This is a genomic window from Streptomyces sp. NBC_01320, assembly GCF_035974375.1.
Classification (GTDB): Bacteria; Actinomycetota; Actinomycetes; order Streptomycetales; family Streptomycetaceae; genus Streptomyces; species Streptomyces yanii.
Map to the genome: position 1 here is coordinate 353,408 of NZ_CP108390.1, position 25,993 is coordinate 379,400.

23 protein-coding genes and 7 pseudogenes are annotated in these 25,993 nt (G+C 67.7%); 14 read left to right on the top strand and 16 right to left on the bottom strand.

All coding sequences use genetic code 11. The features are described 5' to 3' along the window. Window positions 1-271 precede the first annotated feature (271 nt). From OG395_RS01840 to OG395_RS01875, 8 genes and pseudogenes are all read right to left on the bottom strand, one after another. Window positions 272-613 carry a hypothetical protein gene (locus OG395_RS01840; protein WP_442818726.1) on the bottom strand — a complete coding sequence of 114 codons (342 nt, stop codon included), beginning with the start codon at window positions 611-613 and terminating at the stop codon, window positions 272-274. A 35-nt stretch (window positions 614-648) separates the two neighbouring features. Next, the gene (locus tag OG395_RS01845; protein ID WP_327241295.1) at window positions 649-906 is read right to left on the bottom strand and encodes a hypothetical protein; all 258 of its coding nucleotides are present in this window, start codon (window positions 904-906) and stop codon (window positions 649-651) included. A gap of 475 nt (window positions 907-1,381) precedes the next feature. Then, a pseudogene (gene tpg / locus OG395_RS01850) lies at window positions 1,382-1,657 on the bottom strand (telomere-protecting terminal protein Tpg); the annotation flags it as partial. Window positions 1,658-1,720: 63 nt separating this feature from the next. Next, window positions 1,721-3,082: a M1 family metallopeptidase gene (locus OG395_RS01855; protein ID WP_327241296.1), complete on the bottom strand. Its 1,362-nt coding sequence runs from the start codon at window positions 3,080-3,082 to the stop codon at window positions 1,721-1,723. After that, on the bottom strand, window positions 3,082-7,017 hold the full coding sequence (locus tag OG395_RS01860) for a Pls/PosA family non-ribosomal peptide synthetase (RefSeq protein WP_442818497.1): 3,936 nt from the start codon (window positions 7,015-7,017) through the stop codon (window positions 3,082-3,084). Before OG395_RS01860 ends, OG395_RS01855 begins: the two co-directional genes overlap by 1 nt. A gap of 5 nt (window positions 7,018-7,022) precedes the next feature. Then, window positions 7,023-7,367 (bottom strand): hypothetical protein, encoded by a 345-nt coding sequence (locus tag OG395_RS01865; protein WP_327241297.1) that lies wholly within the window; start codon window positions 7,365-7,367, stop codon window positions 7,023-7,025. Window positions 7,368-7,504: 137 nt separating this feature from the next. After that, a complete protein-coding gene (locus tag OG395_RS01870; RefSeq protein ID WP_327241298.1) occupies window positions 7,505-8,524 on the bottom strand; it encodes an NAD(P)-dependent oxidoreductase in 1,020 nt (339 codons plus the stop codon). A gap of 79 nt (window positions 8,525-8,603) precedes the next feature. Beyond that, window positions 8,604-9,854, bottom strand: coding sequence for an IS110 family transposase (locus OG395_RS01875; RefSeq protein ID WP_327241299.1), 1,251 nt, complete (start codon window positions 9,852-9,854; stop codon window positions 8,604-8,606). Between the two features lie 448 nt (window positions 9,855-10,302). On the opposite strand from OG395_RS01875, the gene OG395_RS01880 reads away from it, so the two are divergent. From OG395_RS01880 to OG395_RS01905, 6 genes and pseudogenes are all read left to right on the top strand, one after another. After that, window positions 10,303-10,602, top strand: a complete 300-nt coding sequence (locus OG395_RS01880) for a transposase (RefSeq protein ID WP_442818498.1) — start codon at window positions 10,303-10,305, stop codon at window positions 10,600-10,602. Continuing rightward, window positions 10,551-10,772: pseudogene (locus OG395_RS01885) on the top strand (IS6 family transposase); the annotation flags it as partial. The gene OG395_RS01880 and the pseudogene OG395_RS01885, both read left to right, overlap by 52 nt. A 157-nt stretch (window positions 10,773-10,929) precedes the next feature. Next, window positions 10,930-11,079, top strand: a pseudogene (locus tag OG395_RS01890) (IS256 family transposase); the annotation flags it as partial. 269 nt (window positions 11,080-11,348) lie between these two features. Continuing rightward, window positions 11,349-12,269: a CPBP family intramembrane glutamic endopeptidase gene (locus OG395_RS01895; protein WP_327241300.1), complete on the top strand. Its 921-nt coding sequence runs from the start codon at window positions 11,349-11,351 to the stop codon at window positions 12,267-12,269. 57 nt (window positions 12,270-12,326) lie between these two features. Continuing rightward, the gene (locus OG395_RS01900; RefSeq protein ID WP_442818727.1) at window positions 12,327-13,538 is read left to right on the top strand and encodes a sensor histidine kinase; all 1,212 of its coding nucleotides are present in this window, start codon (window positions 12,327-12,329) and stop codon (window positions 13,536-13,538) included. Window positions 13,539-13,541: 3 nt separating this feature from the next. Then, entirely contained in the window at window positions 13,542-14,234 is a 693-nt protein-coding gene (locus tag OG395_RS01905; protein WP_327241302.1) for a response regulator transcription factor, read from the top strand. Between the two features lie 12 nt (window positions 14,235-14,246). Here OG395_RS01905 and OG395_RS01910 read toward each other — a convergent pair whose 3' ends face one another. Continuing rightward, the gene (locus OG395_RS01910; protein ID WP_327241303.1) at window positions 14,247-15,236 is read right to left on the bottom strand and encodes a zinc-dependent alcohol dehydrogenase family protein; all 990 of its coding nucleotides are present in this window, start codon (window positions 15,234-15,236) and stop codon (window positions 14,247-14,249) included. Between the two features lie 86 nt (window positions 15,237-15,322). Here OG395_RS01910 and OG395_RS01915 point away from each other — a divergent pair, with 86 nt between their 5' ends. Together OG395_RS01915 and OG395_RS01920 are read left to right on the top strand one after the other, a co-directional pair. Further along, the gene (locus OG395_RS01915) at window positions 15,323-15,706 is read left to right on the top strand and encodes a winged helix-turn-helix transcriptional regulator (RefSeq protein WP_327241304.1); all 384 of its coding nucleotides are present in this window, start codon (window positions 15,323-15,325) and stop codon (window positions 15,704-15,706) included. Between the two features lie 140 nt (window positions 15,707-15,846). After that, entirely contained in the window at window positions 15,847-16,071 is a 225-nt protein-coding gene (locus tag OG395_RS01920; RefSeq protein ID WP_442818499.1) for a hypothetical protein, read from the top strand. A 181-nt stretch (window positions 16,072-16,252) separates the two neighbouring features. Here OG395_RS01920 and OG395_RS01925 read toward each other — a convergent pair whose 3' ends face one another. Continuing rightward, window positions 16,253-16,477 (bottom strand): hypothetical protein, encoded by a 225-nt coding sequence (locus tag OG395_RS01925; RefSeq protein WP_327241305.1) that lies wholly within the window; start codon window positions 16,475-16,477, stop codon window positions 16,253-16,255. Window positions 16,478-16,499: 22 nt separating this feature from the next. Further along, a complete protein-coding gene (locus OG395_RS01930; protein ID WP_327241306.1) occupies window positions 16,500-17,021 on the bottom strand; it encodes a group II intron maturase-specific domain-containing protein in 522 nt (173 codons plus the stop codon). Between the two features lie 36 nt (window positions 17,022-17,057). Between OG395_RS01930 and OG395_RS01935 the strand changes: the two genes are divergently transcribed. After that, complete coding sequence (locus OG395_RS01935; protein WP_327241307.1) at window positions 17,058-17,519, top strand: hypothetical protein; 462 nt, start codon at window positions 17,058-17,060, stop codon at window positions 17,517-17,519. Between the two features lie 13 nt (window positions 17,520-17,532). Continuing rightward, window positions 17,533-17,739, top strand: coding sequence for a helix-turn-helix domain-containing protein (locus tag OG395_RS01940; RefSeq protein ID WP_327241308.1), 207 nt, complete (start codon window positions 17,533-17,535; stop codon window positions 17,737-17,739). A 62-nt stretch (window positions 17,740-17,801) separates the two neighbouring features. On the opposite strand, the gene OG395_RS01945 is transcribed toward OG395_RS01940, so the two are convergent. From OG395_RS01945 to OG395_RS01955, 3 genes and pseudogenes are all read right to left on the bottom strand, one after another. Next, complete coding sequence (locus tag OG395_RS01945) at window positions 17,802-22,163, bottom strand: S8 family serine peptidase (protein WP_327241309.1); 4,362 nt, start codon at window positions 22,161-22,163, stop codon at window positions 17,802-17,804. Window positions 22,164-22,456: 293 nt separating this feature from the next. Beyond that, window positions 22,457-22,690 (bottom strand): annotated as a pseudogene (locus OG395_RS57960) (helix-turn-helix domain-containing protein); the annotation flags it as partial. Next, complete coding sequence (locus OG395_RS01955; protein WP_327241311.1) at window positions 22,629-22,871, bottom strand: hypothetical protein; 243 nt, start codon at window positions 22,869-22,871, stop codon at window positions 22,629-22,631. The pseudogene OG395_RS57960 and the gene OG395_RS01955, both read right to left, overlap by 62 nt. A 146-nt stretch (window positions 22,872-23,017) precedes the next feature. Here OG395_RS01955 and OG395_RS01960 point away from each other — a divergent pair. Beyond that, a pseudogene (locus OG395_RS01960) lies at window positions 23,018-23,284 on the top strand (YrhB domain-containing protein); the annotation flags it as partial. A gap of 270 nt (window positions 23,285-23,554) precedes the next feature. Continuing rightward, window positions 23,555-24,118: a hypothetical protein gene (locus OG395_RS01965; RefSeq protein WP_327249227.1), complete on the top strand. Its 564-nt coding sequence runs from the start codon at window positions 23,555-23,557 to the stop codon at window positions 24,116-24,118. 105 nt (window positions 24,119-24,223) lie between these two features. On the opposite strand, the pseudogene OG395_RS01970 reads toward OG395_RS01965, so the two are convergent. Continuing rightward, window positions 24,224-24,323 (bottom strand): annotated as a pseudogene (locus OG395_RS01970) (HNH endonuclease); the annotation flags it as partial. Window positions 24,324-24,534: 211 nt separating this feature from the next. Between OG395_RS01970 and OG395_RS01980 the strand changes: the two are divergent. Beyond that, window positions 24,535-25,217 (top strand): annotated as a pseudogene (locus tag OG395_RS01980) (IS5 family transposase); the annotation flags it as partial. A gap of 21 nt (window positions 25,218-25,238) precedes the next feature. Here the strand turns inward: OG395_RS01980 and OG395_RS01985 are convergent. Continuing rightward, on the bottom strand, window positions 25,239-25,694 hold the full coding sequence (locus OG395_RS01985; protein ID WP_327241312.1) for a VOC family protein: 456 nt from the start codon (window positions 25,692-25,694) through the stop codon (window positions 25,239-25,241). A gap of 58 nt (window positions 25,695-25,752) precedes the next feature. On the opposite strand from OG395_RS01985, the gene OG395_RS01990 reads away from it, so the two are divergent. Beyond that, window positions 25,753-25,944, top strand: coding sequence for a trypsin-like serine protease (locus OG395_RS01990; protein ID WP_376346587.1), 192 nt, complete (start codon window positions 25,753-25,755; stop codon window positions 25,942-25,944). Window positions 25,945-25,993: the final 49 nt, after the last annotated feature.

A 25,993-nucleotide genomic window follows, 5' to 3' on the forward strand; every position in this document is an offset into this window, starting at 1 on the left:
CAGCACGGACCTGGAGCTGGAGCACCGACGGCACCGGCCTGGTTGAGGGCCGACATCCTGGTCAGGATGCGGGATCTTCCTGCCTCCACGCTCCGCCGGGGAGAGGACGGCAGGCATGGCGCTGCAGCAAACGGGCCCAGCACTCGCCACAGCCACGGCCCCCTACCTCAAGTGCCCGGAGCGCCGCAGCCTGCGGTGCCGAGACGACAGCTGGCGGCCCCCAGAACTCACGCAGAGCGCCTTGAGGCGCCGTTCAGACGGCGGGGCTGGATCAGGCGTTGAGGTCCAGTACGCGGACCGGCTCGCCCTGCCACCGCTTCGGGGCGGTGGTGGCGATGATCGCTCCGTCGGGGCGGTCGGGTGTGGGCTGCGCTGCGTACTGGCTGTGGGCCGCAGCCCATGTTTCCTGCCGGGCGAGGGCCAGGGCCGCGGCCAGATCCAGGTCCAGGACGGTGATACCCGGCAGTGCGGCAAGGTGCTCGGCCGTGCCGGGCCGTGCATGGTCGGCTTCGACGAGCGCACACGCCGGGGCGTACAGGAACCAGCCGGATTCGGCGTGGGCCCGGTGGATGAGACGGGACGCGAGGACGTTGCCCTGACCGGCCGCGGCCATCGCCGTTTCGTCCAGGACGATATGCGTGGATTCGGTCACCGGCTCGTCGCCTGGGCCAGGCGCCGGTCCAGCTCACTGTCCAGGTCGTCCTGCTCGGCCGGGGTGGGGGCGTAGCCGTTCCACTCCTTCAGTGCGGCGCGGGCCTTCTCGGCACGCTCGGCACGCTCGGCCGGGGTGAGCAGGGTCTCGGCCAGACGAGCCAGATACGCGCGCAGCGACAGGCCCTCAGCGGCTGCGATCGCGGCGAGCCGGTCCTTCGCCTCTTCGGGGATACGGACATTGGCATCGGACATGGTCGCACTCCTTCCCCTCCCTCCAGGGTACGGGTACGTACCCGTACCCGTACCCGTCACGCCGGTGTGCGTGACCACTACCTGCCGAACGGTGAAGGTGCGGCAGGCACCGCCCAGCCTGTGCCGACGATGAAGCAACGGCTGACGAAACGCTGCTCGTCGGTACTCGCCATCCGCTTACTCGCCCAGGACCCGCCGCCGCGGTGTGGCTCTGCCGAACCCGGCGTCTCCACCTCCAGGCTTGTCGGCCGCAGGCTCCCCGCCCTCGACGCCGAGATCAACCGGCTGACCCGACTGCGTGAGAGCCCCGCGCAGCGCGCCTCGGGAGAGACGGACGCTTCGACCTCTCGCCACCCGAGTAGAGCTGCGGGCAAAGGCACCACCGCTGCTTGGTGACAACGAGGCTGCCTGTGTGACCACTGTCGTGCTTCGGCTCGACCGGCCGCGGTCGGCGGCGGCGGCGGTGCCTGGCTGGTCAGAATTCGAGTTCGACATAGTCGATGTCGGTGAACTCCACCAGGAGTCCATCAGCGCGGCGGCCGCGGTCCTTGAAGTACTGCTCCTGGAGTCCTTCGGCGATCACTGCCTGGAGCTGTTGTTCGGAGGCGCCGGCGGTCTGTGCGCCGAAGAGGCGGGCCGCGTACTGGGGCGGGAGGTGCTGGGTGATCAGCCGGATGCGTCCGTCGTCCGTGATGCCCGGTGCGGCGGTGAATCCGAACCGCGCCCGTGTTTCGACGACGATGCCGGTGCTGCCCAAAGTCACGGAAAAACGCTGTCGGCAGAAGTGAACGGAGCCACCGGGTGGTGGGGCGCCTCAGCCGCGCCAGTTCGTGGGCTGGGGCAGTTCCGGCAGTTGGGTGTCGTGGAGCCACGTCGTGAAGAGCTCGTCCAGTGGCTTGGGGGTGTGGCGTTGCGCTGTGGCTATGAACGCTTCCGTCGTCACTGTGCGGTGCCGGTAGGTCGCGGTCCATTCCTGGAGCACGGCGAAAAATGCGGTGCTGCCGAGTGTTGTGCGCAGTGCGTGCAGTGCGAGTGCCCCGCGCAGGTAGATCCGGTCATCGAACATCTGCCGTACGCCGGGGTCGGCGACCCGCAGATCCCGGGGGTGTGCCGCGAGGCTAGCGTGGGCCTGGGTCGCCAGGTCGGCGGCCAGCCTGCCGCCGGAGGACTCCGACCACAGCCATTCGGAGTAGCAGGCGAAGCCCTCGTTGAGCCAGATGTGGCGCCAGGCAGCGAGGGTCAGGCTGTTGCCGAACCATTGGTGTGCCAGTTCGTGAGCCACGAGTCGCTCGAAGCCGCGGTGTCCGTCGATATGGTTGGCTCCGAAGATGGACAGCCCCTGGGCCTCAACGGGGACTTCCAGCTCCTCGTCGACGACGACCACGGCGTACCGGTCGAAGGGGTACGGGCCGAAGAAGTGCTCGAAAGTGGTCATCATTTCGGAGTGGCGGGCGAAGTCCCATCGGAACCGGGTGAGCAACCTGGCAGGTACGGCCGCTGTCTGCGGTATCGGGGCAGGGGCGAGTTCGACTGTCTCGAAGTGGCTGATCAGCACGGTGGCCAGATAGCTCGCCATGGGCGTCGGCTGCTCGTACACCCAGGTCGTGGTGCTGGAGTGTGTGGTACGGGTGAACAGGTTGCCGTTGGCGAGCACCGTGTAGGGCGATGGTGCGGTCACCGAGATCCGGTAGGTTGCTTTGTCCGCGGGGTGGTCGTTGCAGGGGAACCAGGACGGCGCGCCGATCGGCTGTCCGGCGACCAGTGCGCCGTCGTCCAATTGCTCCCAGCCGAGATCGCCCCAGTGGCTGCGGATCGGCCGGGGGTTTCCGACGTAGTGCACCTCTACGGTGAACGGGCTCCCGGCGCGCAGCGCTCGGGCGGGCCAGATCCGCAGCTTGCCGGCCCGGTGGGTGTACCGGGCGGCCTGGATGCCATCCACCTTCACCCGGTCGAGCCGGAAGGCTCCCAGATCGAGGGTGAAGTCGGTGAGTGCCTGCTCGGTGACCGCAGTGAGCACCGCCCGTCCGGACAGTCGTCCGGAGTCGGGCCGGTAGCGCAGTTCCAGGTCGTAGTGCGTGGTCCGGTAACCGCCGTTGCCGTGCTCGGGCAGATAAGAGTCAGCAGATGTGGCCGCTCCGGACGAGGGGCGAAGCGTGCTGCGATTTCGCTCGGCCATTACTCTTCGAAGCTACTTTCCCTGGGCCAGGTGGCGATCGGATTCCCGAGCCAGTGGGTACCAGAAGGCACGGTTTCACCGCGCATCACCAGTGATGCCGGTCCCACCGTGGTGTGGGACCCGACATCGGCGCCGGGCAGCACGATGGTGTGCGGGCCCAGGGTAGCCCCCTCCTGAAGAATCACCTCCCCCATGCGCATGATCCGGTCGTGGAACAGGTGTGTCTGGAGCACACAGCCGCGGTTGACGCTCGCAGCGTCCCCGATCCGCACCAGGTCGGCCTCGGGCAGCCAGCGGGTCTCGCACCACACGCCGCGCCCGATGCGGGCTCCGAGGCAGCGCAGCCACAGGTTCATCAGCGGAGTGCCGCCGATCGCTCCGACGAGCCACGGAACGGCGAGTACCTCCACGAAGGCGTCGGCCAGCTCGTTGCGCCACACGAACGCGCTCCACAGCGGCCGCTCGATGGCCTGGAACCGGCCGACCAGCAGCCATTTCGCCGCCGCCGCGACCGCGCAGGCCAGCACGCCTGCGGTGAACAGCAGAAGTCCGCCGCCCAGCGCTGCCACGGTGAACCCCATCCGCACCGCAAGTACTTCGAAGGCGGCAAGCACGAGCACCGTGAGCGCGACGGTGCACATGACCGGCACGAGCCTGCACAGCTCCACGCTGGCTCTGGCCAACACCAGGCGGCGTGGCGGTTCGAAGGTACGGCTCGGGTCGCTCTTCTCGGCAGTGTGCCGAAGCTTCATCGGTGGCATGCCGAGATAGCAGCTGCCCGCCTTGGCGCGCTTGGGGGCGGCGGACAGCACGCCCACCAGGCCTCGGTTGGGCACTGAGCGTCCGGGTGCGGCCATGGCCGAGTTGCCGAGGAAGGCGTGCTTGCCGATGCGTGCGGCCGCGATGCGCAGCCAGCCGCCCCCCAGTTCGTAGGAGCCGACCATGGTGTCGTCGGCGAGAAACGCGCCGTCGCCGATCCGCGTCATGGTCGGCAGTGCCAGCACCGTCGATGCCTCCACTCGGCGTCCGACCCGCATACCCAGTGCGCGCAGCCATGCCGGGGTGAGCAGGCTCGCGTACAGAGGGAACAGGCCGACCCTGGCGGCGTCCATCAGCCGTTCGGTGCCCCAGGCCTGCCAGCCGATCCGACTGTGAACGGGATGGCTTCCTTCGCGCAGGCCGAAGCTGAGCAGGCGCACTCCCGTCAACAGCAGGAGTGCGTAGCACATCAGTGAGCTGATTGCGGCGAGCGGCACCGAGAGCAGGGCACGGCCCAGCGCGGCTGTTGGGTCGGCCTGTCCGCGCAGGAACAGGCCGGTCACCATCAGCCCGGGCAGCGCGGCCAGCGGGGGCAGCATCGTCAGTGCCGTTGAAGTGAGCGCGTAGAAAACGGCCCATCGCCTGCTCTGTGGGGGGCGGGCCGGCGGCCTGCGGTGCGGCCTCTTGCCGGTGGGGCGGGCCGGTACACCCGCCCAGCGTTGGCCTGCGGGCACCAAGCCGGCCACCGCGCTACCCGGCGCCACGCTTGCCCGCTTGCCGATCCTGGCCCCAGGAAGGAGCACGCTGCGAGATCCGATGGTTGCCCCCGAACCGATACGGATACGGCCGATGTGCAGCAGGTCTCCGTCCAGCCAGTGGCCGGACAGGTCCACCTCCGGCTCGATCGCGCAGCCCCCGCCCAGCTCGAGGAAGCCGGTCACTGATGGCAGTGCATGCAGGTCGGCATCCGCGCCGACCTGGGCCCCCAGCGCTTTGGCGTACCAGGTCAGCCAGCTGCCGGTCAGGTGGGTTGCACCGCTGAGCGCCGCCAGACGCTCAGCGGTCCACAGCCGCAGGTGCACGCCGCCGCCGCGAGGATAGGTGCCCGGGCGAACCCCGTGCAGCAGCAGCCGCGCACCTGCCGCCGCGATCGCCAGTCGGCCTGCGGGGCTTGCGAACAGCACCCAGCCTGTGGCCACCCACCACCAGGAGACGACGGGTGCCCAGGGAAAGGACCCGAGCCAGTGGAGTGCGTTTCCGACCGCCGCCAGTGCCACGACCCAAGGCAGCGAGGCCACGGTGAGCAGCGGCACCATCAGCAACGTCTGAGCGAGCGCAGCACGGCGCGGCGTGGGCTGTACCTGCCGCGCGGGACTGTGACCGCTTGCCAGCTCGTCCAGGTGCGCGGCCAGGGCGCGCAGCGTCGGGTACTGGTAGACGTCAGCGACCGAGCAGTTCGGGAAGCGGCTGCGGATCCGGGACACCAGGTGGGCGACAGCAAGGCTGCTGCCTCCGGAGGAGAAGAAATCCGCGTCCGCGTTCTGCACCGGGCTGCCGAGGATCTCGCGCCACTGCGTGGCGAGCCATCCTTCGGTACCCGCAAGATCCGGAGTCGGCGCGTGCAAGTCCGTCCCGGGCAGGGGCCAGGGCAGTGCGGCACGGTCGATCTTGCCTGAGGTGCGGGTCGGTAAGGTGTCCACCACGGCCGGCAGCGGGACCAGGGCCGGTGGCAGCATCTGCCGGAGTCGCACCAGTGCCTGCGCCGTGTCGAACGTCTCGTCCGGCGCGGCCGGATCCAATGCGGTGACCAGGTATCCGATCAGCAGCGGGGCGCCGCTCGCCGAGGTGCGCACGGCCGCTGCAGCGCCGGCCACGTTCGGCAGTGCCCGCAGGGCCGCGTCCACTTCGCCGAGCTCGATCCGTCGCCCGCCCAGCTTGATTTGCTCATCCGCCCGGTCGATGAACAGCAGCCCTGCTGGCTCGGCCCTGACCAGGTCCCCACTGCGGTAGGCCCGTGCCCAGCCCAGTGATGCCAACGGCGCATACTTTTTCGCGTCCTGGGCCGGATCAAGGTAGCGGGCCAGCCCGACCCCGCCGATCACCAGCTCACCGACCTCGCCCATCCCCAGAACCTCGCCGCAGGAGTCCACCACCGCGAGGTCCCACCCCGGCAGCGGCAGCCCGATGCGCACCGGTCCGTCCGCGGTGAGCCGGGCAGCACAGGCGACAACGGTGGCCTCGGTGGGACCATAGGTGTTCCACACCTCACGCCCCGCGACAACGAGCCGGGCCGCGAGTTCGGGCGGGCACGCCTCGCCCCCAAGAATGAGCAACCGCACTCCGCGCAATGCTTCGGTCGGCCACAGCGCAGCCAGCGTCGGCACTGTAGACACCACGGTGATTCGCTGCTGCACCAGCCAAGCACCCAGGTCAGGCCCGGTACGCACGAGTGACCGCGGTGCGGGAACCAGACAGGCTCCGTGCCGCCACGCCAGCCACATCTCCTCGCACGAGGCATCAAACGCCACCGACAGTCCCGCCAGCACCCGGTCGCCGGGGCCCAACGGCTTCTCGACGGCGAACAACTGTGCCTCGGCGTCGACGAACGCCGCCGCAGACCGGTGGGTGACCGCCACTGCCTTCGGCTTCCCAGTGGACCCGGACGTGAAGATGATCCAGGCATCGTCGTCGGGCCCCGGGTATCCCGCCGCACCGCTCGACCCCGCGCGTAGCGTCAGCTCGCTTCCGGCACCGATGACCGCTGCGACCCGGGCCTCGGCGAAGACCAATTCCGCCCGCTCATCCGGATCCTCCGCATCCACCGGCACATAGGCCGCCCCGGCAGTCAGCGCCGCCAGGATCGACACATATAACTCCACGTTCCCCGAGGGCATCCGCACCCCGACCCGGCCACCCACACCGATGCCCGCACGCCGAAGCCGCCCCGACATCGCGTCCACCTCGGTCAGCAAATCCCGATAGCTCAGCGCCGCGGTCCCGTCATCGACCGCCAGTGCATCGGGGTACCGGCGAGTGGTTGCCTCCAGCACATCCAACAACGTCCGGGAAGGAGCCGCTCCCATGCTGGCCGTGAACACCGCTGGCGGCGCGACCGCCACCGCACCCTCGTCCAACAGCACGTCGGCCAGCGCCCCAGATCTCTCTGTCCGTTCCATCGAGCTCAGATACCAAAATCCACAGGCGAATCGGCGACGGGAATCAGTGTGATCGCGCCGTGCAGAGTTCTCTCACTGTCGGGCCACAACGAATAGGTGAGTAGGCCTGCGTTGGCCAGCCGGCGCAAACAGGTGTGCAGTTCGGCCGCGGGAATCCCGAGCGCGGCGGCAGCGCTCCGCAGCGGCAGGTCAACCCTGTGGGCGGGGTGCGGCCGCACAGGATAATACGTGGTCAGCTCCGCGAGAAGCCCGACCAGCCCATTCCTCTGCGGCACTTCACGCGCCTTGTTGACCCAGTCGAGCACCCAGTCATCAGACACCACAGATTCCACCGGATCACCCTCACTCACGATCGACCCTTGGGGCATTTCTTCTCATAGTGCATATTCCGGAACGCTTCAGCTCGATGGCTGCTCTGACTGGCGCAGCTGTCCGTTGTCACCAAAGCCAGTCGCCGTCTCATCCAACCCAGTCGAGCTGTAGCCGGTCAGGCATGGGGTGACAGGCCGTCGTCCATGGGGATGTTCTGGGCTTCCAGCGTGATGCCGGAGTTCCTGGCCTGTTCGAGGATCAGAGCGGCGAAGTCCTCCTCGACGTGCCCCGCGCCGATGGCACCCGCGACGAGCTGGGCGGTGGCGGCGGCGAGCGGCATCGGGACCTCGAGCTCGCGGGCGGCGGACAGTCCAAGGTCGAAGTCCTTGCGCAGCAGCGGCATGGTGAACGTCGGTGTGAAGTCCAGGTTGACCAGCGCGGGCGACTTGTAGCGGGAGTAGGCCGAGCCCATCACGGAGTCGTTGAGGAATTCCAGGAAGGCGGCACGGCTGACACCGCCCTTCTCCGCGAGGATGGTGATCTCGGCGAGCGACTGGGTGACGACGCCGAGGAAGACGTTGTGTGCGATCTTGACGAGACGGGCGACTTCGTCCTCGCCGACGTAGGTCACCCCGCGCCCCAGCAGTGCGAGCAACGGTCCAACCTGGTCGAACGCCTCGCGTGAGCCGGAGACCGCGACGGTCAACTTGCCTGCGGCGATCACCTTCGGGTTCCCACTCACCGGGGCGGCCAGGAAGGCGGTCCCACGTTTGGCGGCTGCTTTCCGAATCAGCGCAGACGTCTGCGTGGACACCGTGGAGCTGTCGACCAGCACCCCTGGCACGGCATCTGGCGAGGTCAGCACGCCGCCCGGGCCGGTGGTGACCGCCTCCAGGTCGGGCGAGGCGGAGACCATGGTGAAGACGACGTCCCGGTCGGCAAGACCGGCCGGCTGGTCGACGACCGCGGCTCCCCGTTCGGCCAGCGGTTCGGCCTTGGCGCGGGTCCTGTTGTAGACGGCTACGTCGTGCCCCGCGTCCAGCAGCCGGGCGGCGAGTTGGAAGCCCATGCGGCCGGTACCGATCCAGCCGATGCGCGGGTGTTGCTGGGCGACATACGGCATTTCTGTACCTCGATCCTGGAAGACGGCTTGCCCTATGCGGCTCTGCAGCTCAGCCGGCCGGACACGTGCCATTGAGGTTCCCCCGAGATGCGGAAAGAAGTGACAGCGGGTCAGATGGGACTCATGAGAGACATCTCACGTGCCTAAGAAGTCAAGCTGCGACGGTCAACACCGCTGCCGAGGAGGTGAAGGCATGCTGTTCGTCGAAGAGTTGTCCGGTCTGCAAGCAGTGGTAGAGCTGGCCGATCATGCGGTTGAACAGGTGCCGCTGGGCCTGGGCATGCCAGTCCCCGTGCTCGCGTCGTCGGCGGTAGTGCGTGTCAGCCCCAGAAGAGGCTCTCAGCGAGGAGAAGGCCCAGAGAAATCCAGCGGTGATCAGTCGGTCGTTCTTGATGAAGCGCCGTCCGACGTAGCGTTTCTTGCCCGAAGCGCGAGTGATGGGAGCCGATCCCGCGTAGGCCTTCAAAGCGCGGGCGTCAGCGAAGCGGCTGCGGTCGTCTCCGATCTCGGCGAGCACCCGGGCGGCGAGCTGTACTCCCAGGCCGGGAAAGCTGAGGAGGATCTCAGCGTCCGGGTGCCGGCGAAAATGTTCCTCCACCGCCGTCGCGAGTTCCTCGGCGGCCAGGCAGGCTGCGTGCAACTGGCGTATCAATGCCAGAAGTTGATAGCCCATGGCATCCTCGACGGCCTGCGGCTGGTGGGCGTAGTCAGCGCGGAAAATGGTTCGCAGGCGATCGGCCTCGGCGTCGATGCCCCGGGTGCGGCCCGCGCGTTTCAGTGCCGCCCGCAGTTGGGCCGGGGTGAGTCTGGCGGCCCTGGCCGGGGTCGGTGCCGAGGTCAGCACCGCGCGGGCCTCGGGGCGGGCCAGGCCGTACTGCTTGCCCAGGAAAGCGTCCAGGGCGGCAGGGAAGAACTCCCGCAGCAGCGAGCGGACCTGGTTGACCAGCTGCTGACGCGCCCAGACCGCGTCTTGCTGGGCACGGGCGAGGACAGTGATCGCCCGTGCGAGATCGGTGTCGGCGGGCAGCTGGCGGTGCGCGTGTCCATCGGTTCGCAGGATGTTCGCCAGGACCAGGGCATCGCCGGCGTCGGACTTCTTGCGCGAGACACTGTGGCGGTCGCGATAGCGGGCCGCGGCGAGGGGGTTGATCGCGTAGATCGGCCGTGTTCCGGTGTTCAGGGCGGCAACGAGCAGACCCCGCCCGGTCTCGATGGCCACGGGAATCGGTTCCTCGGCGGTGTCGCCGTACTCGGCGAGCAGGTCCAGCAGCAGCCGGTAGCCCGCCGTGTCATCCGTGATGCGGCGCTTGGCCAGCAGCTGTCCGGTGTCATCGACCAGAGCCACGTCATGGTGACTCTCGGCCCAGTCGATCCCGCAGAACACGGTCACACGGTTCTCCATTCACTTGTTGTGTGCGCAGGTGGTGAGCCTGTGCGGGCCACGCGGCGACCTAATTCCAGGACTCTTCGGTCCGCCATCTCACTAGCCGTTCGCGGCACCAGCGCACCGCAGGGGCCTCCGTCTTACGAAGAGCTCGGCGGCTCGGGAGGAAGCGAAGAGGTCGCCCTGCGACGGGCTCACACCACAACGATCTACGTACGGGAGGCCGGGTTGGGTTCCGCAGCGGCCCGAAGACACCGGGCGCCACCGTTCTCTCATAAGGCCTCGACGGGCCGGGAACCGACAGGAGTCTGCCCGGTGCCCACGCGGCCGCTACGAACCCAACCCGCTTCAACAGTCCAGCAGCTCACCCACGAGCTGATCTGGAACCGCCTACACACGAATTAGGAACATCGACCATGGCTGCCCCAGGAAATACTCGCTCGAGTTGCGTGACCGTGCAGTGCGGATGTATCGCACCGCGGACCCCAAGCCGCAGATCAAGAAGCTCGCCATCGACCTCGGTGTCCACCCCGAGGCCCTGCGCGGCTGGATCCGGCAGGCCGAGGCGGACGCCGGCGAGCGTGACGATCGGCTGACCACCGACGAGCGAGCGGAACTCGCGGCGCTGCGCAAGGAAAACGCCCAGCTCAAGCGGGCGAACGAGGTTCTGCGGACGGCGCGCCACGGCAGGTCGTGGAGGGCCCCGCCACCAGGGACAGGGCCGAGAGCAGTCATCAGCCCACGAGGCAGCGCGAGCGCGCTATGAAGGGCTTCCGCTCCAGCGGAGCGGCCCAGAGGTTCCTTGCCGCCTTCAGCCGGATCTCCAGCCACTTCCGGCCCCGACGCCATCTGATCACAGCGAGTGACTATCGCGCCGAGATGGCCGAACGGTTCCGCATCTGGAAGACCGTCACGGGAGCCCTCACGACCGCCTGACCAGGATGCCTCCGGCCCGGCCGAATCACCTTCAGCACACCTCAACTCGCCTGCCGGAACAGCAACTTGACAACACCGTCTGAGACGTTGCTGTTCCTCCGCCATCACTGCGTCCAAGCTCGCGCCGTCATCGACGGATGGACCGGAGAGCATCCGCCAGGCCGCGGCGCTCAAGTGCGTCTACATGGCGCTGATGAACCTGGACCTGACCGGCAAGGGCCGCAAGCGGTGGACCATGCGCTGGAAGGCGCCCTTGAGCGCTTTCCAGGTCGCCTTCGAGGGCCGCCTGACCCCCACCGACCACTGACCAACTCAACAACCAAGATCAGCCGTTAAATTGACACACCCGGCTCAGGCGCCGCTGGCCGTCGTAGGTGAAGCACTGGTAGTCGGGCTTGCTGGTGCCGCCGAGGGTGGAGGGGTCCTGGATGGAGGTGACGTTCCCGGCCTGGTCGTAGGCGCATCCCCCGTGAGAGCTACCGGCGCCGTCCGCTCGCGGGTGAATCGCGGATGTCGCGGTGTTCCTAGCGTGGTCGTCGGGTCGCCGCCTGGGCGGCCGACTACCAAGGGGAGGCCATGATGCACACGTCATCCACCACGCGCCACGAGGCGGGCCACGACCGGCTTGCGGACGTCTCCGGCCCGAGCGATGCCTCCGGTCCGAGCGGCGTCTCCGGTCCGAGCGGCGGCCGCCTCGGCCTGATCTGCCGCTCTTCGCTCGGCTGGATGCTGATCGGAATCGCCGGCGTCGGCGCGGTCTCGGCTGCGACCGCGACCGGCCCCGGACCGGTGCCGGTGCTGGGAGCGGCCGTTGCGGTGGCTGTCTACTGGGCGGTCATGCGCTTCGTCGCGCGACGGCCGATGCCGGAGATCGCCCGGCGCGGGGCCGTGCGGGAGGCCTTGCTCGGCGGCGGGATCGGCCTGGGCTTCATCCTCGTATCCGCCCTGGTGATCACGGCGTTCGGAGGCTACTCGTTCTCCTGGGCCGGAAACGGTTTCTTCTCCGTCGTGGCGTCCGCGGCCGCCGTGTCGGCGGGCGCGGTGGTCACGGAGGAGCTGATGTTCCGCGGCCTCGCCCTGCAAGCCCTGGAGCGGCTGTTCGGCAGCCGTGCCGCTGTCGCGATCACCGCGCTGCTCTTCGGCGCCGCGCACCTGGCCAACCCCGGTGCCACCGCGTGGAGCGCACTGGCGATCGCCCTCGAGGCGGGCGTGCTGCTCGGAGCGGCGTTCCTGTGGCGGCGCAGCATCTGGTTCGTCGCGGGTCTGCACTTCGCCTGGAACGCCACCGAGCAGCTGCTCGGCATCCCGGTCTCGGGCAACACCGCCAAGGGGCTGCTGTCCGTGCACGTCAGCGGTTCGGGCCTGCTGACCGGCGGCAGTTTCGGTCTGGAGGCGTCGATCGTTACCGTCCTCATCGGTGTGGCGCTGACGGTCCCGATGTTCGTCCTCGCTCACCGGCGGGGCGGTCTGCTGCCCTGTCAGCACGTCGCCCGCTGAGCTCTGCGCGCGGCACCGCCCCCGGCTGACCGGAACGGAACGGAGACGGAAGTGATGATGCTCAGGTGGTCTCGGAGACCACTGTTGCTGCGGAGGCCGCTCGGTTGGTTGACGGGGCGTCAGCAATCCGTCAAGGACGGCGTTCTCGCGCTGGTTCTCACCGTGCTGGCCTTCGTACCGACCCTGTCGCAGATCGGGGCGCAGATCGGCGGCCTGCCTGATCACCCGTCAAGCCCTTCGAGTATCGGGCTGACCCTGGCGCAGACCCTGCCGCTGGCGGTACGCACCCGACGGCCCGCGGCCTGCCTCGCCGTCGTCGGCTGCGCCTTCGCGGTGCATCAGGCCATGGGCTGTCCGGCGACGTTCGGGACTGTCGGGCTCTATGCGGCCCTGTACTCCGCCGGAGCCCACCAGGTCTCCTTCCGCCGCGCTCTCGCCGCCGCGGCGAGCGCGGGCTACGCCGTGCTGGCGGTCGTCCTGCACCGCCTCGGCTCACCGGAGCGGATCCCGGACTACCTTGCGTTCTCTCTGGTTCTGGCCGGGGTCTGGCTGGTGGGCAGCGGCGTACGCAGGCGTCGGGCGGAGGAGGCCGAGCGGCGGCGGCTGGCCGCCGAGGTGGCCGCGGCCGCCGAGCGCGCACGCATCGCGCGTGAACTGCACGACGTGGTGACCCACCATGTGACGGCCATGGTGGTCCAGGCCGACGCGGCGCAGTTCCTGCTCACGTCCGCGCCGGAACGCGCCGGTGACAGTCTGACAGCTGTCAGCGACACCGGTCGCCGGGCGCTCACCGAACTGCGGTACCTGCTCGGCGTGCTGGAGGCGACCGGTCAGTCCGCCTCCGCGGACCGGGCACCCACCCTGGGAAAGGTGGGGGACCTGGTCGCGCAGGCACGCATGTCGGGCCAGCCCGTCGAGTTCACCGAGCGGGGCGAGTGGCCAGCGCAGAGCGTGGACGTGGAACTGGCCGCGTATCGCGTGGTGCAGGAGGCGCTTACCAACGCGATGAAGCACGCGGTCGGGCAGCGAACACGGGTCCTGGTCCAGCACGGTGACGAGCACATCGAGATCGAGGTGGCCACCGAAGGATCCGCCCCCTCCCCGGCGTCCGCACCCGCTGCCCGAAAGGTGGGCCGTGGTGGCGGACGAGGCCTGACGGGGCTGCGTGAACGGGTGCGGATGCTCGATGGTGAACTGGTGGCCGGACCCCGGCCCGACGGCGGGTTCCGTGTCCGTGCCGTGATCCCCACCCAGCCCGCGCAGGAGTGACCCATGAGCGATGCGCCGCCGCCGATCCGCGTACTCGTCTGCGACGACCAGGCATTGGTGCGCACCGGCTATGTCACCATCTTCTCCGCCCAGCCCGACCTGGAGGTCGTCGGGGAGGCCGAGAACGGGCACGCCGCAGTCCAGGCCACGCAGCAACTACGCCCCGACGTGGTCGTGATGGACATCCGAATGCCCCTGCTGGACGGCATCGAGGCGACCCGTCGGCTGGCCGGCCCCGACGCCGTGGCACCACCGAAGGTACTGGTCGTCACCACCTTCAACGTCGACGCCTACGTCTACGACGCGTTCCGAGCCGGGGCGAGCGGCTTCCTCCTCAAGGACTCGCCCCCTGCGGAGTTGGTGGGCGGCATCCGGACGGTCGCCCGGGGCGAGGCACTGCTCGCACCGGCCGTCACCCGCCACCTCATCGGCCATTTCGCCGAACGGCTGCGCCCGGCGGACACCTCCCGGCCGGCCAGGGAGGAAGTCATGAGCGCGCTGACCGTCCGCGAACTGGAAGCGCTCCAACTGATCGCCGAGGGACTGTCGAACGCGGAGATCGCCGCGGCGATGTTCATCACGCCCGAGACGGTCAAGACCTATGTGTCGCGGATCCTGACCAAACTCGACCTGCGCGACCGCGTCCAAGCCGTCGTCCTCGCCTACCGGATCGGCCTGGTATCCGCCACGTCCTGAGCCGGCACGGCCTCAGAAGGCCGTCACGACGATCTTCTTCCCGGCGTGCAGCCCCTTTTCGAGGTGGCGGTGTGCCTCGACGACGTCGTCAAGGGAGAACACCTTGTCGTCGACGGCGGGCCGCAGTGCACCGAGGCGCACGCCCGCGTTCAGGAAGGCCGCCATACGCTTCACCACGACGGGGTCGAGGGTGTGCTCGAAGCTCCGATAGCTGAAGATCGTGAGCGGTGGGCCTCCCGGGAAGGGCGTGGGCCGCGGGTCCAGGAAGCCTGCGGCGACCAGTGTTCCGCCGGGGCGGGCCGCCTTCAGGAGATCCTGCTGGCCGGGGCCCATGACAAGGTCGAGGACGATGTCCGCGCCGGTCCCGCCGGTGTGGTGGTCGACGGCTTCGGCGATGTCCGTGTGGTCGGTGGCGACGACCGCGGCGGCGCCGGCGGCGAGCAGCTCGTCCTTCCTCGCGGTGTGCCGAGTGACGGCGATGGGCGCGGCACCGATCTGATTGGCGATCTGCATCGCCGCCCGGCCGACGGCGCCGGACGCAGCGGTGATGAGGACGTGGTCGCCGGGTCGGATCCTCGCCTTCTCGACGAGCGCGCCGTAGGCGGTGGAGTAGGCGACCCAGATCGCCGCTGCCTCCGTGATTCCGAGCCCGGCCGGCCGGGCGACGACCCGGCTTGCGGGGATCGTGGTGTATTCGGCGTAGCTGCCTCGGGCGCTCGCGTCCGGAACGGCCGTGAGGATGACCGGATCGCCGATCTTCAGCCCGGCGGTCTCGGGGCCCAGCGCGTCGAGGACGCCGGTTCCTTCGACACCGAGGCGAGCGTGCGGCAGGGGGACGGGTGCGGGCGAGGTGCCGGAACGCATCATCTGGTCGAGCGGGTTGACGGCGAACGCCTCCATCCTGACCCGGACCTCGTCGGCTGCGGGCTCGACGACGGGCTCCTCGACGACCTGCATGACCTCCGGCCCGCCGAACTCGTCGAACACAACGACTCGTGGCATGGTGACTCCTCCGCATCCGGTGCTGGTTGGTTGCTCGAGGAAGACGCTACGGAGCCGTGGGTTACCTCCTGGTACCTTCGACCTTCATGCAGAACGTGGACGGAGCAACCTCCCTCGCCGACTGCCCCACGCGTCTGGCGGTCGAAATCATCTCTGACAAATGGGCCGTGCTCGCGCTCTTCGGGCTCAGCCAGAAGCCTCGCAGGCACGGTGAGCTCGTCGACCTCATCGGCGGCGTCTCACGCAAGGTCCTTACTCAGACGCTGCGCCGACTCCAGCAGTACGGCCTGGTCGACCGCCATGCCGAAGCGCCGCGGCGGGTCGAATACAGCCTCACCGACCTCGGCCGGACCCTCATCGAGCCCATCGAGGTCCTGACGAACTGGGCGAGGGAGTACGGCGGGGACATCGCCGATTTCCAGGAGGCGGCGGAAGCCGCTCCTTCTGCTCGGGTTCGCCCGGCGGGTTGATCTCGGCGATGGGCGTCGCCCCGCCGGTGGGGCGACGTCGACGCCGTGTACGTCGACGGAGGCCTGAACCAGATCTGAGTACTGCGGCTGCACACATCCGGCGAGGCAGCAGTCCCAGCAGAAAGTGAGGCAAAGGAACCATGACCGTCATCGGCATCATCGGTGCGGGCGAGGTCGGCAGTCAGATCGCGCGTGCGACGATCGCGAAGGGCCCAGAGGTTCCTGTCCGCGTTCAGCCAGATCTCACCGCACTTCCGGCCCCGCCGCCACCGGACGACCGCCACGGCTACCGCACCGAGATGCGCCACCGCTTCGGAACCTGGAACGAGATCACCGGCACTACCGCCATGCCCACCGAGGCCTGAACCAGAGGCGGAAACCAAGCCCAGCACACCCCCGCACACCCTCAAGCAACCGCACACCAACAAGTTGACAATGCCTGTGCTGGGGCTACGTATCTGAGGGAGCCCATCTATCACCCAGCAGTTCGGTAACGGACGTATAGTTCGCGCCATGCCCGACCCCAGTCGCCCCTCCCCGCTGAGCTCACTCATCGGGGTCGATGTCGACGCGACGGCCGAGCGGGTCTATCGGGCGTTGGTCTCCGGCGGACCGGCGCTCGGGCCGGATCTCGCCGGCCTGCTGGGGATCTCGGTCGAGGGCATCGAAGCGGCGATCGGTGGGTTGCGGCAGGTGGGCCTGGTTGACGATCGGGTAGGCGGGCCGGTTTGCCCGGCCCGCCCCCACACCACCGGACATGCGGGCCCGCATCCGGCGGTTCGTCCAGCTGATCTCAGGCGAGCTTCAGGCGGGACCACGAGCCCTTGAACGACTTGTAGCCCTGCGCATCCCAATAGGCTTTATTCATAGCGATTTCCAGTGGTTTCAGGTGGGAGGCCCGCCAGTATCGCTTGCGTTGCACTGCAACGCCTTGCTCCTGGTCTCCAAATTCGTAACCGAGCTTCTGGAGCATGGAGTTCTTGCGCTGACTGGTCTTCCACTGCACCCACTGGGCCTGCCGTAGCCTGCGGCGGGTCCAGTGATCAATCTCCTCGAAAACCCGAAGGCTGTCGGAGAGACTGAAGTAGGCCACCCAGCCGACCGAGAAACGGTTGAGTTTGTCCATCCTGTGGGCCATCGATACGCCCCACGTCCGGGAGGTGACTCGCCGAACGGTGGACTTTAGCCGTCTCACGGCCTTCCGGTCCACCCGGATCTTCACCTGCCCTTTGGCGAGGTAGTACCCGAATCCCAGGAGTGACGTCCACCAGATGGGGCACGCCTTCGACTTCTCACGATTCACCCTCAGTTTCAAGGTCTTCTCAATGAAGGCCGCCGGAGGGCGCGCGAGGTGCAGCTGTCGAACGGCATCGAGATCGTTCGGGGTCGCAGCGAGATCGGCAGCTGGCTCAATGGCCTGTTGCTGTCCGCCAAGGAGCAGTTCCGGATGTTCGCGAAACCACCGTTCGCGGTTTTCGGGATCTCCGAAACTGACACCGAACGCGAGGTCGCCGGCCGTGGTCTGCGTGAGCGGATCATCATCGAACGGACCGTGCTGGATGAGCCCACCGCGGAGAAGGACCTGGTCGCCTCCCTGGATCGGGGACAGGAGATCCGCATGGTGCAGTCGTTACCGGCGAAGCTGCTGATCGTCGACGATTCGATTGCGATCGTGCAGCTCGACGAGGGTGGGCACGCGCACTCGGAGATCGCGGTGGTGCGCGCCGGGGGGGGGGCTGCTGGACTGTCTGGTGTTCAGCTTCGAGAACCTGTGGCGGTCGGCCATGCAACTGCGGGAGGTCCCCGGCCGTAGGGTCGATCCGAACTTGGCATCGCCGAAGGATCTCGCCGACCCGGCGGACCGGGAGGTCCTGATGCTGTTGCTGGCTGGGTACACCGATGCCGCGGTCGCTGCCCGACTGGGGATCAGCCTGCGGACCATGCAGCGCAGGGTCCGCAGGCTGATGGATCTGGCCGGCACCGATTCCCGGGTGTTGCTTGGCTGGCACGCGCGGGACCGGGGCTGGCTTTGAACGCCTTCGTCCCGTCGAGCCACCGACTGCGGTGGCTCGACGGGACGAGGTGGCGCCGGGGCCTAGTTGCCCAGACCTGCCGGGATCCTCAGCATCACCGAGCTGGACCAGGCGGCGTTCGGGCCGCCCTCGCCGTAGACCATTAGCTGGTGGTGATCGTTGATGTCGAAGCTGTAGGTCGGCGTGAATCGATCACCGGCAGAGAGCGGCACCATGCCGGACAGGTCCCAGAGTCGTCCCTGCGGGTCCCACATCGCCGACACCGCGACGTCCGGGAAAAGTTCGACAGTTCCGAGGATCCACCCGTCGTCGGTGACTTTCTCGCCGGTCGCGTTGTATCCGTAGTCGGCAAGGCGGTGCATTCCGCCGGCCTTGGTCCACACGAACGCGTCGTCACCGCTGGTCCCCACGATGGTCCCGGAGGCGTTCACGTCGTTTGCCTGGGCCGAATGCTGTCCCGGAAGCGTGCCGAGATCCTGAGTAACACCTGACGTCGCATCCCAGGTGACCGCGTGCGGCACATGGCCATCGGTGTGCGAGGCACCGACGATCATTCCGGCATCGTTGATGGCGCGCGGCTGGGTTCCCGTCAGATCCGAGGACAGGTGGGCCAGCTTGCTGAACGTCCCATCCGGCGTCCGCACGAACCCGTCACTGTAGCTGTGGTTCTTGCCGTCAGACTCCTTGACGATTGCTTCGGAGAATCCGGTGACCACCCCCTTGTTATTCACGGCGGTCGCGTAGCCGCTGGAATAGGGCCGCCAATCCGGGACGCCGAGCACGGTGAGCGATCCATCCTTGGCCCATTGGGCGGGGAGAGTATGCAATGCACTGTCCGTCGCGATACCGACGGCGATCTGGCCGTCATTCAGGTCCAAAGCCGACCCGTACCTGCCCCCGGCAAGATCCAGGTTGGTGAACCCGTCGGCGGCCGTCCAGATGGTCGGCGTCATCCTGGAGTTGTACTGGCGATCCCCCGCGACTACGCCGCTCTCATTGAGAGCCGCGCCGACGAATGGCGGGGCCCACGCGACCAGATCGAGTTTGGGGACATCGACAGTGGCGATCGTGACGTCCGCCGCCCCGATGATCGTGCCGTACTCGTTGGCCACTCGGACCCGGCCGACCATGGGATCCTTGGTCAACTGCCGAGCGCTGACGATCATTGCCCCGTCGACCGGCATCGACTGGCCCGTGGCAACCGTGTACTTCGCGTCGGATTTCGGCGTAATCGTGCCGAGGCCCTTCGAGTACATCTCTTGGTGGTAGTCGAACGTGACGTTGTCTCCGGACACGGCGACTCCCGCGACCACGATGAAGTACGTACCCGGTTGTGGGTCATCGATGACGATGTGCTCGGGCGAGTCCCCGGTCGTGGTGCTCTGGTCTATCGGCCTGCCGTTGAAGTACACATAGAAGTCCAGATCGGCAGCGTCTCTGGGCGTCAGCGTCACGTCGAGCCGGGTCGTCTGACGTGGAACATAGAGCATGTTGGACGTGATTTCGCCTTGCGAGACCGTCGAGAACAAATTGCGGACATCGCCGATCTCGCCAGTTGCGACGTGGGCGGTCGCGGGGCCAAAGGTGTTCGTCCCCGTCGAGCCGACATTCGTCGGCGAGTTCATCGTCACCTTGTCGACTGTGACGGTCCCCGGATCGAACGACATGCCCTGCAGCGAAACCGTCGCTGTGTACGGGTTCTGTTCGACCGGAGACGTCCTGCGAGACTCGATCACGAACTCCCAGATGCCGGGTTTGGGTCGGTACACCGGTCGTGCGGTGGCGTTGCAGTTCGCCGGGTCGGTGTAGTTGGTGTAGCAGTGGTAACTGGCGTTGGAGTCTGCGGGCATGCCGTCGGGGTCGATGGGCAATGCGCGGACCTGGCTGCCGTCGGCGAGCCCGCCCAGGGTCATCTGCAGTGCTTCGACGCCCTTGGGAACGGGCACCAGCAGCGAGGTGGTTCCGGTTCGGTTGAGCGTGCCGGAACTGGTGACCGCGTAGTCGGGTTTGGCCAGCGGTTTGGTCGCCAGCACGGTGACGGCGACGAACTGGTCGATGCCGCCCGTCGCCGGGTCATCAATGGTCAGGATCGCGCTGTGCATGCCGGAGGTCGTCGCGGTCGCGGTGACCGTGATATCGGCTGCCTTTCCGAGCTGCAGGGGCATTGCCGCGCGGGCGCTGAACGTGCCGTCGTTGCCGATCCAACCGATCCGGTGCACGCCGTTCCCGGCGGCACCGCTGGTCCGGGTGACGCTGACCTTGTAGGTCTTCTGCGCACCGGTCACCTGGCCGCCTTCCGTTGGCAGACAACGGTTGTAGATGCCGACGCCGGTCTTCGGAGTCGCGAGCAGGCCGGACAGCGAACTACAAACGGGAGCCGACACAGTGAGCTCATTGGTGTTGATGCCAGCGCTGAGCTGCTTCCAGGCCGCGACGGTGTCGATGATGCCGGCGCCCTGCGCGACGGTCGGGACGCCGGGGATCGGGTCGGCGGTGCCGGTCAGGGCGGTCTTCAGCGCCGCCGGGCTGACCGTCAGCGAATGGGCCTTGGCGGCCGATAGCAGCAGCGCCGTTGCTCCGGCGACCTGCGGGGCCGCCATGGAGGTGCCGTTGGCCATGCCGTACCCGGCCGGCAGCGAATACCCGGCCTCGGGGACGGCTTCACCGGACAGCCACATCGGGATCGAGGAGATGGCTGCGCCGGGCGCGGACACCTGCGGTGCCAGCGCCCCGTTCTCAGCGGGGCCGCGGGAGGAGAAGCCGAAGATGCCCTGCTTGGTGGCGACCTTCGACCCGTAGCCGGCCCACCAGGTGTCGGAACTGACGGACGCGGCGACCGAGATGGCCTTGCCCGCCACGGACGGCGAGCTGACGGTGTTGGTGCCGAGGCCGTCGTTGCCGGCGGCGATGATGATCTGCACGCCGTAGTTGTCGATCAGCTTGTCGTAGAGCGCGGCGATCACGTCGGAGCCGTCGTTCAATGCGGGAAGCCCACCGATGGACAGGTTGACGACGTCGACATGGCGATTGGTGACCAGGTCGATCATGCCCTCGGTCAGTGCCGCTTGGGTGCAGCCACCGCCCCAAGTGCAGGCGCGGGCGGACACGATCTGCGCGCCCGGTGCGGCGCCGTGCATCTGACCGCCGAACATCGACGTGCCGGCGGTGATCCCCGCGACATGGGTGCCGTGCGAGGCGACCGACAACCCGATAGACACGTAGTTCGCGGTCTTGCCGACGTTGCTGCCGCCGAGCGGGGAGAGATCGACGTTTTCGCGGTACTCGACGACGAACGGGATGCGCTCGTTCTGCGGTGTTGCGGGGTCGTCGCTCCCAAGGTGGCCGACCTGGCGGTCGACCGCGAACGGGGCCATCGGTGTCTCGTCGGTGAGGTCCTGGTTGTTGTTGCCGTCGACCCAGATCCTGTGGGTGGTCGGGTCGTACAGAACCCCGTAGAAGTCCAGGGTGTCGCCGTCCCGGTTGAGGTCGCCCTCGAAGTCGCTCCCGGCCGTCGCACTCTCGTAGAACACGCCGAACTGGAACGTGCCCTGCGGGATCGTCCAGGTCTTGCCCAGGTAGCTGAACGTCGGACCCGTCTTGGTGGTGGACATCCGCACCCAGCTGCCGTCGCGGTCGGTGACCGGATCGGTCTCGGTTACCCAATCGACAATCTTGGGCTTGCCGTTGCTGGTCGTCTGTAGCGCGGGATGCTCGACGTCGACGCCGGTGTCCAGCACGCCGACGACCGTGCCGCGCCCGTCCCAGGCCGGGTTGTCCTTGACGAAGGCCTCGGCGCCGGTCTCGTTGATCGGTAGGTACGGGTTGTCGGCGGGCGTGTTCGCGCCGGGCGCGGTCGGCCCCGCGGCCTTCGTTGCCGCCGTCCTCGCACCCGCGGCGCCCAGTTCCGGGCCCGGGATCTTGTACGTCCGGTTCAGGTCGATCGCCGCGACCGACCGAAGGCCGGCCAAGGTGGTCACGCTGTCGGTCGGGACGGTCGCCCGGACGTAGCCGACCTTTCCGGTCACCGACCCGACGGTCCCGCCGGCCTTCTCCACCGCGGCGACGACGTCCGCGGTCGCGCCCTTCCGGGCCAGCATCAACACCGTGACAGACTTCTTCTTCGACGCCTGCGCCTGCTGCAGCAGCCTGGTGTCGGCGTTGCCCAGCTTCTCGGCCGCAGTATCCGACAGCGACTCGTCGGTCAGCGGCTGGAACCCGTCGGTCTTCCCCGCCCTGTAGATCGAATCCGGGTTGTCGCGCCCGGCCCGGTCGTCGAGCCCAGCAACGGGCGACCGACCCGGCCCCTGTGGCCCGTCGGGATCAGCAGGTTCGACCTTGCTCGCGCCAGCACTCTCGGAGCCAGTCGGGCTGGTCGGGTCGGCGGCTGCGGCCGCAGGCGCAATCAGCGCCGCGGCGATCAACACGGCCGACACCGTGGCAATCACACCTGTTCGTCTTCCTCGCGCCATCGTGCTCCTAACCAAGGAGTGAAACATCAACGTGCGGCCAAGCCCGCAGACACGAGAACACCTGAGCCGCCTGGCCAATCTCGCAGTTGGGTCCGGGCAGGATCAACGGACCGAGTGGGGCGGATGTCGGCCATGGCGGAATGCCGCCACACTCGGCGCAGACCCTGCGCGATCTTGGTGGCTAATTCCAATTCACCTGTTGTGAGCCGGAGTTGATTGCTGAGGAACGACGACTCCAGGGGATGGAATGATGCTGGTCGTTGAATGACGGGCCACTGCTCGTCCTTCGAGGCGCCGATCCTGTCCTCGTCGCGCTCGGTGGCTTTGCGGGCCGGGACCTGCACGCTCCAGCCGATCCGGTGCAGCAGCAGGTCCAGCCCGGCAAGGGTGTACTCGACCCCGAACCGGCGACGCACGACCTCAGCGATGCGGGCCAGCGTCCCGGGCGATGTCCTGGCACAGCTCCAGCACCCGGCGGCTGGCGTCGTCGAGCAGCGCCCACGCGGCCTGGGCGGTGGAGGGTGCCCGATACACCAGATCCATCGCGAGCCACGGCGACTCGATGTGCGGCCCCTTGATGTGCTCGATGGGCCGCCCCAGCACCGTCGCCCGCCGCGCGGCAGGGAGTAGCTGTTCGGGTCGGCCGGTGTGCCGTCGTGGCACTCCAGGCAGCTCCCAGGCGACTTGAGCGGTACTGTCGGAGTGCACTTGTTGTGTAGGTGTCGTATTCGGGAACGCAGCGCCCCGGTCGCTCCGGCGGGTGAGAAACCTGCTGGTCTCCGCGCGGGTCCGTGAGCGATGCTGCGCGGGTGATCGAGCGAGAAGCCGCAGTCCGGATCGTTGAAGAACAGCTGGAGCGCGACTATCAGAGGGAAGTGTCGGCGGACTTGGACCCGATGCGCATGGCTGTTGCGCATGTAGAGCAGCACGAGTTGGTGTGGATTATCTCGTGGACGTCCGAGAAGTACCTACGGACCCGGAATCCGGACTTCATGCTCGCCGGGAACGGGCCATACTTGATCGACCGGGTCGACGGAGGTCTGCACCAGGTCGGCGTCGTCTCTGCGGTCACGGGGGCGTGGGAAGCCGACTATCGTGTCCGCATTCGGAGCCAGGTCGTACGTACCGCAGTGGACGATCTGCACGAAGAGGTCCGGGAAGTCGCAGCCGAGCGTGGGCGCATCTTTGCCATGCACATCCTGCGCCAGCGGGTACCGGCGCTATCCCACGCTGAGGTCATCGACTACGTGGGCGCCCTGCAGAACGGCGCTGTGCCCGCTCACCTCGTAGCCATCTCCACCAAAGTTCTCGTGGAACCTCTCAACCCAGTTCTCCGTGTGACGACCATCCGCAGAGGGAGAGGACAATCAAAACCGCTGCTGTTCCTCGACGTGGACGGGCCGCTCAACCCCTATGCGGCGCAGCCGGAAAGACGTCCCGAGGGCTACACAACGCTCAGGGTGCCCTACGAGAGCGCGAGCACTGGCGGACTGTTGAGCAGGAGACGGCCCTTGCGGGTCTGGCTCAACCCGGAACATGGGGAAGCGCTGCTTCATCTCGACTATGAGCTGTGCTGGGCCACGACATGGATGGACGATGCCAACCGGTGGATCGGCCCGGTGCTAGGTCTTCCTGATCTCCCCTTCGTCGACTTCGGTGACGCACTGCTCCAAGAGCGCCCTGACGGCGTGCACTGGAAGACCGGCCCTCTGGTGGACTACGCGGGCGGTCGTCCCTTCGCTTGGGTGGACGACGAGCAAAGCGATCTCGATCATGCGTACGTGACCGCCCACCACCGCGGGCCTGGACTTCTGCAGCACGTCAATCCGCGGATCGGGCTACGCGAGGCCGACTTTCACGCCCTCGCCGACTTCGCCGGATCCCTTGAGACCCCACGTTCGTCTGGCTGATGTCCGACGAGAGATGACTGCCCTTCCACGACCCTCCGGCAGGCGGTGGTGCACCTGACGTCGAGCAGTACAGGAACGGCGAGATCGCGGACCGGCTCAAGTCGGGCGGTTGGTGCGCGCGGTGACCGCAACCAAGGAAGTTGGCCGCCCCCTGATCGTTGGCATACGCCTCGCGCCGGGCAGCAGTCCACTGCGAGGCTCCAGCTGGCGGGGAGCGTCATTCGAAACGTGCCACATTCCTCGAGGTTCGTCGCCGACCACCAACGCGTCCAGGGCGTTGTCACAGCGAGGTGGTGTCCATGCCGCATGAACATTGATCAAGCTGACCCTGCCGAGCTGGCGGCGCTCCGTGCGGCGTTCGACGTCGATGACGGAGAGGAGTCGGCTCTTGGCTGGGAGGCAGTACATGCCTTCGAGGCAGATGGGGCCGGATCTACGATCTGTTCCGCCGATGGCAACGAGACGGCACCTGGCACCGGGTCCTCACCCGACTTCAGTCCCAGGCCGACGCGAAGGGCGGGATCACGTGGGACCTGAGCGTCGATTCCACAGTGTGTCGTGCCCATCAGCATGCGGCAGGGGCCAGGAAGCAGGGGGACCTACAGAAGGAACCACCGGGCGGAGTGCTGGCCGAGCCCCGCGATCACGGGCTGGGACGCTCACGTGGCGGGTTCACCACCAAGCTGCACGTGGCTGTCGAGCAGGGCCAAAAGCCCATGTCCATCGTGGTGACGGCCGGGCAGCGCGGCAACTCGCCGCAATTCGAGCCCGTGCTGGAGAATGTCCGCGTACCCCGCATCGGATCGGGCCGGCCACGCGTCCGCCCCGATCGAGTACGCGCCGATCGGGCGTACTCCTCTCGCAAGAACCGCGCCTACCTGCGCCGCCGTGGAATCCGCTGCACCATCCCATACAGGGCTGACCAGGCCCGCAACCGCAGGAAGCTCGGCTCCCGTGGCGGCCGACCGCCGCGTTTCGATGCGGTGGATCACCGCGAGCGCCATGCGGTCGAATGCGGGATCAACCGACTTAAAAGGCACAGGGCAGTGGCCGCTACGAGGCGACGGTGCTGGTCGCAGCCGTGAACAAGTGGCTGTGACCAGCACCGTCACAACGGCCCTCAGACGACGTCGAATTCGTTACCCTCGGGGTCCTGCATGGCGGCGGCGTAGAGCCCCATGTCCGGCTCATCCTTGATCCGCAGCACGGTGGCACCAGCTTTGACCAGCCGTTCCACCGTAGCCTTGACCCGCTGTGTGCGGACGTCCAGTGGGACGTCACGGCCCCCACCGACCTTCAGGTCGAAGTGCCACCGGTTCTTGGCGACCTTCGGCTCCGGAACCTGCTGGAACCATACCCTCGGTCCACGTCCCGCGGGATCGATGATGGACTCCGGAATATCCCCGGCACCGGCTGGCAACTCCGCCTCGGGCACCCCCACCGCCGCCCAGTAAGCACGCCACGTGGCGTGCCCGCCAGGCGGAGGCTCAGGCACGTAGCCCAGGGCCTCGGCCCAGAAAGCCACCATTTTCTGCGGATCGGAGCAGTCGATCGTCAGCTGCACTGTCATCTCCATGCTCGGAGCATCCCAGGCAGGTCTGACAGACGATCCACTTTCGCAACAGGCCTACAGCATGATCGAGTCGAACGTCAGCGCTCTAGGTGGCGACAGCGGTGGACCCCTGCTCCACGGGGCAACGGCCCTGGGCCTTCTCTCCGGCGGCAGCAACGAAACAGTGTGCAACTCTTCCTCCACCGGAAACTACGTGAACTACTTCACGAAGGTGCAGACAGTGCTGAACCAGACTGGTCTCAAGGTCTACTGACAACGGGCCGCCGCAACCGGCGGAACCTGCCCTGGCCCGGCCGCGTCAC

What these genes read in the sequence shown, in the direction of transcription:
- OG395_RS01840 (WP_442818726.1), bottom strand. Translation starts at nt 613, where the DNA reads ATGGCCGCGGCCGGTCAGGGCAACGTCCTCGCGTCCCGTCTCATCCAC.
- OG395_RS01845 (WP_327241295.1), bottom strand. Translation starts at nt 906, where the DNA reads ATGTCCGATGCCAATGTCCGTATCCCCGAAGAGGCGAAGGACCGGCTC.
- OG395_RS01855 (WP_327241296.1), bottom strand. Translation starts at nt 3,082, where the DNA reads ATGGCCGAGCGAAATCGCAGCACGCTTCGCCCCTCGTCCGGAGCGGCC.
- OG395_RS01860 (WP_442818497.1), bottom strand. Translation starts at nt 7,017, where the DNA reads ATGGAACGGACAGAGAGATCTGGGGCGCTGGCCGACGTGCTGTTGGAC.
- OG395_RS01870 (WP_327241298.1), bottom strand. Translation starts at nt 8,524, where the DNA reads ATGGCACGTGTCCGGCCGGCTGAGCTGCAGAGCCGCATAGGGCAAGCC.
- OG395_RS01875 (WP_327241299.1), bottom strand. Translation starts at nt 9,854, where the DNA reads ATGGAGAACCGTGTGACCGTGTTCTGCGGGATCGACTGGGCCGAGAGT.
- OG395_RS01880 (WP_442818498.1), top strand. Translation starts at nt 10,303, where the DNA reads ATGTATCGCACCGCGGACCCCAAGCCGCAGATCAAGAAGCTCGCCATC.
- OG395_RS01895 (WP_327241300.1), top strand. Translation starts at nt 11,349, where the DNA reads ATGATGCACACGTCATCCACCACGCGCCACGAGGCGGGCCACGACCGG.
- OG395_RS01900 (WP_442818727.1), top strand. Translation starts at nt 12,327, where the DNA reads ATGCTCAGGTGGTCTCGGAGACCACTGTTGCTGCGGAGGCCGCTCGGT.
- OG395_RS01905 (WP_327241302.1), top strand. Translation starts at nt 13,542, where the DNA reads ATGAGCGATGCGCCGCCGCCGATCCGCGTACTCGTCTGCGACGACCAG.
- OG395_RS01910 (WP_327241303.1), bottom strand. Translation starts at nt 15,236, where the DNA reads ATGCCACGAGTCGTTGTGTTCGACGAGTTCGGCGGGCCGGAGGTCATG.
- OG395_RS01915 (WP_327241304.1), top strand. Translation starts at nt 15,323, where the DNA reads ATGCAGAACGTGGACGGAGCAACCTCCCTCGCCGACTGCCCCACGCGT.
- OG395_RS01920 (WP_442818499.1), top strand. Translation starts at nt 15,847, where the DNA reads ATGACCGTCATCGGCATCATCGGTGCGGGCGAGGTCGGCAGTCAGATC.
- OG395_RS01925 (WP_327241305.1), bottom strand. Translation starts at nt 16,477, where the DNA reads ATGCGGGCCCGCATGTCCGGTGGTGTGGGGGCGGGCCGGGCAAACCGG.
- OG395_RS01985 (WP_327241312.1), bottom strand. Translation starts at nt 25,694, where the DNA reads ATGGAGATGACAGTGCAGCTGACGATCGACTGCTCCGATCCGCAGAAA.
- OG395_RS01990 (WP_376346587.1), top strand. Translation starts at nt 25,753, where the DNA reads ATGATCGAGTCGAACGTCAGCGCTCTAGGTGGCGACAGCGGTGGACCC.